Below are 6419 nucleotides of genomic sequence, written 5' to 3'. Positions count from 1 at the left end.
CAAGCGAAAGACCGCCTGGAATAACAACATTATGGATTGGGCTACAAAAATTCGCTGAAATAAATATTGGATGGAGAATCAAAAATATCCCTGAAACTTAGCAAAAGATGTGTCCACACGGTAGGATGAAGGATCGGGGGATGCCGCTGCGATCAGGGCTATAAACTTAGGTTTGTGCAACGGGAAAACCGACCTGTCAGAAGAAAAATGACCAGGCTAAACCTGGTCGAACGGATGCCATTTTGCATGAAGATTATTCATTAATTTTTTTGTTTTTTTATTGGTACTCATGAACACTACGTAGTTTCCATCCGATAACCATCGGATCGGGTTGGGAATGATGCAGGCTAACGCTAAGATTGACAACTATTCTTATGGTACAGCTTTTATCAAGTTGACCTAAATCAGTTGTTACAAGCCGTTTGCCCTTGTTGTAATCTCAGCAATATCAAGCACTTTAACTTCCTGTTCTTTATCTTTTAGTTTGATGCCATCACTTAACATGGTCATGCAGAATGGGCAGCCTGCTGCAATAAATTGTGGATTGGTTTCTAAAGCCTCGTCAATACGTTCTACGTTGATGTCTTTATTTCCCTTTTCTGGTTCTTTAAACATCTGGGCACCGCCGGCACCGCAACATAAGCCATTACTTTTGCAGCGTTTCATTTCTACTAATTGCGCATCAAGTACTTCCAAAGCTTTTCTTGGTGCTTCGTAAATTCCGTTCCCACGGCCCAGATAACAAGGATCATGATAAGTGATTTTTTTACCTTTGAAACTTTCGCCTCCTTCGGCTTTCAGTTTGCCCTCGTTAATTAAATCCTGTATCAGTTGCGTATGGTGAATGACTTCATAAGTGCCTCCTAAACCCGGATATTCGTTTTTGATGGTGTTAAAACAATGAGGGCATCCGGTAACAATTTTTTTGATGTTATAGGCATTCAACACCTCAATATTGGTCATCGCCTGCATCTGGAAAAGGAACTCGTTGCCGGCTCTTTTGGCAGGATCTCCGGTACAGCTTTCTTCTGTGCCCAAGACCGCATATTTAATGCCTACATGATGTAAAATCTTACAAATGTCGCGGGTAATTTTTTGCGCTCTTTCATCATAACTTCCGGCACAGCCTACCCAAAATAATATTTCCGGTTCTTCACCTGCGGCCATTAACTCGGCCATTGTAGGGACTTTAAATTCCATTTGTCTATTATCTAGTATCAAGTATGATGTATTAAGTATCAAGACTTGATGTGATTATTGTTTAATCTGGTATCAAGTATGAGGTATCGGGTATCAGACTTGATTTCATTGTTATTTAACTCATTGTCAACTGAAAACTGTCAACTGCTAACTGCTAACTCTCTTGTGCCCAGTTAAAACGATCAGCAGGAGAGTATTTCCAAGGCGCCTGGTTATTTTCAATGTTGCCCAGCATCGCATTAATACTTCCAGGTGCCTGCGATTCTTCCATCACAGCAAAACGTCGCAGTTCCATAATAATCTGTAATGGATCGATATTTACCGGGCAGGCTTCAACGCAGGCATTACAGCTGGTGCAGGCCCAAATTTCTTCTCTGCTGATGTAATCATCCAATAACGATTTTCCATCCTGGTGTGCTTCGCCATGTTTATCAATATTCTGGCCCACTTCTGTAATACGGTCGCGGGTATCCATCATAATTTTGCGTGGAGATAAAAGTTTCCCAGTAATGTTGGCCGGACATACCGAGGTACATCTACCACATTCAGTGCAGGTATAAGCATTCATCAGGTTTACCCAACTCAGATCAGTTACGTCTTTTGCGCCAAACTTACCTGTTTCGGTTTCTGCCGGCACAAAGGAAGGATCGAGCATCGCTTTTACTTCATTGGTAACCGAGGCCATGTTGGTAAACTCTCCTTTAGGTTCCAGATTGGAAAAATAGGTGTTGGGGAAGGCAAAAAGGATATGAAAATGTTTTGAATAGGGCAGGTAATTTAGGAATGCTAAGATACCAATAATGTGGAACCACCAACAACTACGCTCAATGATAACCAAAGCACTTTCTGATGAGGGTAGGATGTTCATTAAATACTGGCTTACCGGAAATGCACCGGCAGTAACATAATGGCTGGCGCCCAAAAGCTGTAATTTTGCATCTGCCGCATTCATGAACAGGAAAGCACTCATTAATAAAATCTCGGTGATGAGAATATAGTTGGCATCAGATTTTGGCCAGCTTTTCATCTCTATACCACTAAAGCGTTTAAGTTTTAGGATATTCCTGCGGACAAGAAAAATAGCACAGGAAACCCACACTGTAAAAGCCAGGATTTCGAAAGCGCCAATCAGGAAGTTATATAAACCGCCCAGACCATTGAAGATGCGGTGTGTGCCGAATAACCCATCAATCATGATTTCCAACACTTCGATGTTGATAATGACGAAGCCGATGTACACAAAAAAATGCAGAAAGGCAGGGATAGGGCGGACGACCATTTTAGATTGGCCAAAAGCCACCCGGAGCATGGTTATTAACCTTTTTTGCGGTTGATCTTGTCGATTTACCGGTTTGCCCAGGCGAATATTGCGAATTATTTTACGCAGATTAACTGTAAACAGCGCAATTGCTGCAAGCGTGAGTACTAGAAAAAGAATCTGTGCTACCATGCAAATATGAGATTGTAGTGCTAAAATAGAATATTAATCTAAATAAATTACTATGCATGCATAAATAAATGGTAAAAAATTTTTGTTTGTATTCATTCTAAGCAAAGATGATCATGTAGATTTCAAAAAATGAAAAATTAATTAATTGATAATCAGTGTGGCAATGAAATAATCGAAAAAAAGTTTTGCTTTTGAAAAAAGAACACTACATTTGCAATCCCAAACGGATGGTGCCATAGCTCAGTCGGTAGAGCAAAGGACTGAAAATCCTTGTGTCCCTGGTTCGAATCCAGGTGGCACCACTTCCAAAGCCTTTCAGAAATGAGAGGCTTTTTTGGTTTTAGTTGGTTTTCAAATGTTCGATATTAGCGTAACAATGGATCTTGGATCCTCTGTACGAACGATTAGATGAATGAATAAAAAATAATTTTTTTTGCATCATCCTGCATATCAAAAAGTTGATGCATGATCATTGCATTCATAGAAAAAAACTGAAATCGTTTTTTGGATTTGGGAAAAAGAATACTACATTTGCAATCCCAAACGGGATGGTGCCATAGCTCAGTCGGTAGAGCAAAGGACTGAAAATCCTTGTGTCCCTGGTTCGAATCCAGGTGGCACCACTTCCAAAAGCCTTTCAGTAATGAAAGGCTTTTTTGGTTTTTAGATATTTCTTGAAATCTTATCTTTCGGCTATTTCTTTCACTTTAGCTAAAGCTTTCGGCCATGTTTCTGTGAAATATTCTACCCATTCTTTAACCATATCCATATCGATCAGCAGTTCGGTTTCGCCATTTTTTTCGTTTAAGGTGTAGTTTTCAAAAGATTCGCCCCAATTGTGTAGCTTTTCTTTGCCATTTTTGATTTCGCCCACGTGTTTGATGGAAAGGTGTTGATAGGGGATATTTTCGTGGATCATTGCAACCATCCCATTTCCTTTTCCATCTCCAAAAATGGCCCGGCTTCCTTTTTTCCAGTCGGTTTCCACCTGCGATCCTTCAGCAAATACAGCGGTCCACTCAGGGTAGGTTTTTAAACCAAAAAGTACATCCCAAACTTTCGCTCTTGGTGCGTTAATTGTGGTTTTAAATTGAATTTTTTCCATAAGGTATAATTTAAGTTATCGTTATTCTCCACTCCGATTAATTAGGAATTAGATTTACTGCTATTGATTCTTAACTTGTTAGATCAAATTTGCGCATAAATTGATCGACAAATGCGGTGCAAAGACGACAATTTTTGGGGGCATAAGAGATAATATCCCGGCACCACTTTTAAATACTTTTTAAATTCAGTAAAATATCATGGTAAAAAGTAATTTAATCGGTAGATTTACGTAGTTCATCAACATCTACGTATAGGCGTACAATATTTCGAATAAGATGGAGTTTTGGATAGATAAAACTTCATTTTTAAACAACCTTACCGCTGCCTAATCCGTATATTGAACATTATACTATAATAATTTCTATGAGAAATAAGAGATTCCTTCATCTGGCTGCACTAAGTTTTCTAAGCTTTATAGCCCTTAGTGGCTGTAAAAAGAGTAGTACAGTTCCTGAAGAGCCTGAAACACCTCCCGTTGTAACTACGCCCAGCGGAACCCGCGATGAACTAACTAAAGATTCTATTTTTTTATACGGAAAAGAACTCTATTATTGGAACACTTCGCTGCCAACCTATGAAGTGTTCAATCCAAGGAGATTTAGTTCGAATGAGGCAGAACTATATGCCATGACACAGTATTCCTTAGATCCGGCAACAGGCAAACCATATGAATATGTAAGCAATTCCGGTGAACCTAAATATTCTTTCTTTGATTATGCAGCAGCGACTACAGGAAAGACAGGATCGCTTAAAGCCGACGTAAATGGTTCGGCAAATGATTATGGTTTTTCTGTTCAGTATAATTACGATAGCACTACTGATCTCATGGTGAAATATGTTTATCCCAACTCGCCGGCAGCATTGAAGGGATTAACACGTGGTTGTAGGATAACCAGTGTGAACGGAAGAACCGATCTGACTTATCCGGGCGCGGTTAACTTTTTAAATAATGCTATTTTTGGCACAAACGCAACAGTCACCTTAGTTTTTAATGATATTGCCGGCAATTCTAAAACTGCTGTAATATCAAGCGGTATCTATACGGTTAATCCGATACTGTTTACAAACGTTTATACGGTGGGTACAAAGAAGGTAGGTTATATTGTATTTAATAGTTTTACTAATAATTCCTCGTCAGCCATAAGTGCAGTTTTTGCTAATTTTGCTACGCAGGGGGTTAGCGAAGTGGTTGTTGATTTACGCTATAATGGCGGCGGCTATGTTTCAACCGCTATCGAAATGATTAATCTGCTGGCACCTTCAGCGGAAAACGGTAACACCATGTTTACTTCTTACTACAACGATTATCTGCAAAATATAACTACAGCCCAGCGGAAAAGCTCTGTTTTAGCACACCAACCTTTGTTGGATGATGCTGGTAAATTGCAAACCTTTACCACGGGGGTAAATGGAAAATATGCGACTTATGCTGATTTAAATTATTCACCAACAGCTGCAGACAACGTAGAAAAGTTTGCTAAATCAGGTAGTTTAGCCTTGAATAGAATTTATTTTATCGTAACGGGCGCTACAGCATCAGCCAGTGAACTCACCATTAATAGCTTAAAACCGGTAATCGATGTCAAGTTAATTGGGAGAACAACTTATGGTAAACCGGTTGGTTTCTTTCCGATCAGGATAGATAAGGTGGATATGTATATTCCGGAATTTGAAACCAAAAACAAACTTGGAGTGGGAGGCTATTATAGTGGCCTTACGGTTGACAAAGAATCACCAGAAGATTTAAGGAAAACATGGGGGGATGAAACCGAGACCTTGCTGAATTACGCTTTGACCTATGCGAAGAATGGAAATTTTGTAACTACAGTAAAAAAAACATCTAGTTTAAGCACTGCAACCAAAGCAGTTCCCAAATTGTCAATAGCTCAGTTGAGGGAGTTGGATGAAAAGCTGGATCCAAACGGATTTAAAGGTATGGTGATGACACCCCACAAGAAATTTTAACGAAGCTTAATAAAAATGCCCGCTTGACTAGACATGTTAAGCGGGCATTTTTTGTTTACGATCGTATTTACAATAGTATTTTACTGCTGATATCTTTGTTGATGGTGATGTAACCCGGATATTTAACAGGTGTACTGCCCAGCATAAAAGTTGGTCTGATTTTAATAGTTAATAAGCCTAATTTTTCATCTTTTGAAGATGATCCCTTTTGAGCCGCCTTGATAATATCGTTGAAAACATTACCATTAGATATCAACCCGTAGATATTGCTCATCAACTGTACAGGAACAGTAACGGTCTGACCTTGCGCGATACTTACACTCTGATTAACAACGCCTTCTGCCAGATCAGTATTATTAACCAATATTTTATATTCGAACTGGTTGATGGCGGCTAAATTACTTGATGGGTTGGTAATTTCTAAATTCAGGTTGGCTTTTAAAGGAATGTCTTTTCTTAACAGACCCAATGCTACCCCGGGTAAACTGGTTAAACTAAAACTTTGCTGATCCATCAATTGTTTAACATCTGTTCCTGCTATTGTTATCTGTTTTACGCCGGTAATTTTATAGGTGCAATTTTCCAGTGCTTTTATCTGTTGCGCCTGCCTGTTAATTCCACAACCAAAAATGCTAATGGTAAACAAGAAAAGCAATAATCTCTTTTTCATATCATTCATAACGCCAAAATACTAAAA

The 6419-nt window shown here is 39.1% G+C and carries 5 protein-coding genes and 2 tRNA genes; 3 read left to right on the top strand and 4 right to left on the bottom strand.

Annotated elements, in window-relative coordinates; genetic code table 11:
* Positions 1–411 precede the first annotated feature (411 nt).
* Positions 412–1200 (bottom strand): (Fe-S)-binding protein, encoded by a 789-nt coding sequence (locus QZ738_RS17255; protein ID WP_293788974.1) that lies wholly within the window; start codon positions 1198–1200, stop codon positions 412–414.
* A gap of 154 nt (positions 1201–1354) precedes the next feature.
* Positions 1355–2650, bottom strand: a complete 1296-nt coding sequence (locus QZ738_RS17250) for a (Fe-S)-binding protein (RefSeq protein WP_293788973.1) — start codon at positions 2648–2650, stop codon at positions 1355–1357.
* Between the two features lie 229 nt (positions 2651–2879).
* On the opposite strand from QZ738_RS17250, the gene QZ738_RS17245 reads away from it, so the two are divergent.
* Both QZ738_RS17245 and QZ738_RS17240 read left to right on the top strand, forming a co-directional pair.
* Positions 2880–2952 (top strand) — tRNA-Phe (locus QZ738_RS17245).
* Between the two features lie 248 nt (positions 2953–3200).
* A tRNA-Phe gene (locus QZ738_RS17240) sits at positions 3201–3273 on the top strand.
* A gap of 59 nt (positions 3274–3332) precedes the next feature.
* On the opposite strand, the gene QZ738_RS17235 is transcribed toward QZ738_RS17240, so the two are convergent.
* Complete coding sequence (locus tag QZ738_RS17235) at positions 3333–3755, bottom strand: SRPBCC domain-containing protein (protein WP_293788972.1); 423 nt, start codon at positions 3753–3755, stop codon at positions 3333–3335.
* Positions 3756–4120: 365 nt separating this feature from the next.
* Between QZ738_RS17235 and QZ738_RS17230 the strand changes: the two genes are divergently transcribed.
* A complete protein-coding gene (locus QZ738_RS17230) occupies positions 4121–5722 on the top strand; it encodes a S41 family peptidase (RefSeq protein ID WP_293788971.1) in 1602 nt (533 codons plus the stop codon).
* A 67-nt stretch (positions 5723–5789) separates the two neighbouring features.
* On the opposite strand, the gene QZ738_RS17225 is transcribed toward QZ738_RS17230, so the two are convergent.
* The gene (locus QZ738_RS17225) at positions 5790–6392 is read right to left on the bottom strand and encodes a hypothetical protein (RefSeq protein WP_293788970.1); all 603 of its coding nucleotides are present in this window, start codon (positions 6390–6392) and stop codon (positions 5790–5792) included.
* Positions 6393–6419 lie beyond the last annotated feature (27 nt).

The organism is uncultured Pedobacter sp., from assembly GCF_913776295.1.
In the GTDB taxonomy this organism is placed as follows: Bacteria; Bacteroidota; Bacteroidia; order Sphingobacteriales; family Sphingobacteriaceae; genus Pedobacter.
Note: the sequence above shows the minus strand (reverse complement) of the source record. Positions and strands in the feature narration are given on the sequence as shown.

Excerpts from the sequence above, each read along its gene's own strand:
- QZ738_RS17230 (WP_293788971.1), top strand. The coding sequence starts at position 4,121 with ATGAGAAATAAGAGATTCCTTCATCTGGCTGCACTAAGTTTTCTAAGC.
- QZ738_RS17235 (WP_293788972.1), bottom strand. The coding sequence starts at position 3,755 with ATGGAAAAAATTCAATTTAAAACCACAATTAACGCACCAAGAGCGAAA.
- QZ738_RS17255 (WP_293788974.1), bottom strand. The coding sequence starts at position 1,200 with ATGGAATTTAAAGTCCCTACAATGGCCGAGTTAATGGCCGCAGGTGAA.
- QZ738_RS17225 (WP_293788970.1), bottom strand. The coding sequence starts at position 6,392 with ATGAAAAAGAGATTATTGCTTTTCTTGTTTACCATTAGCATTTTTGGT.
- QZ738_RS17250 (WP_293788973.1), bottom strand. The coding sequence starts at position 2,650 with ATGGTAGCACAGATTCTTTTTCTAGTACTCACGCTTGCAGCAATTGCG.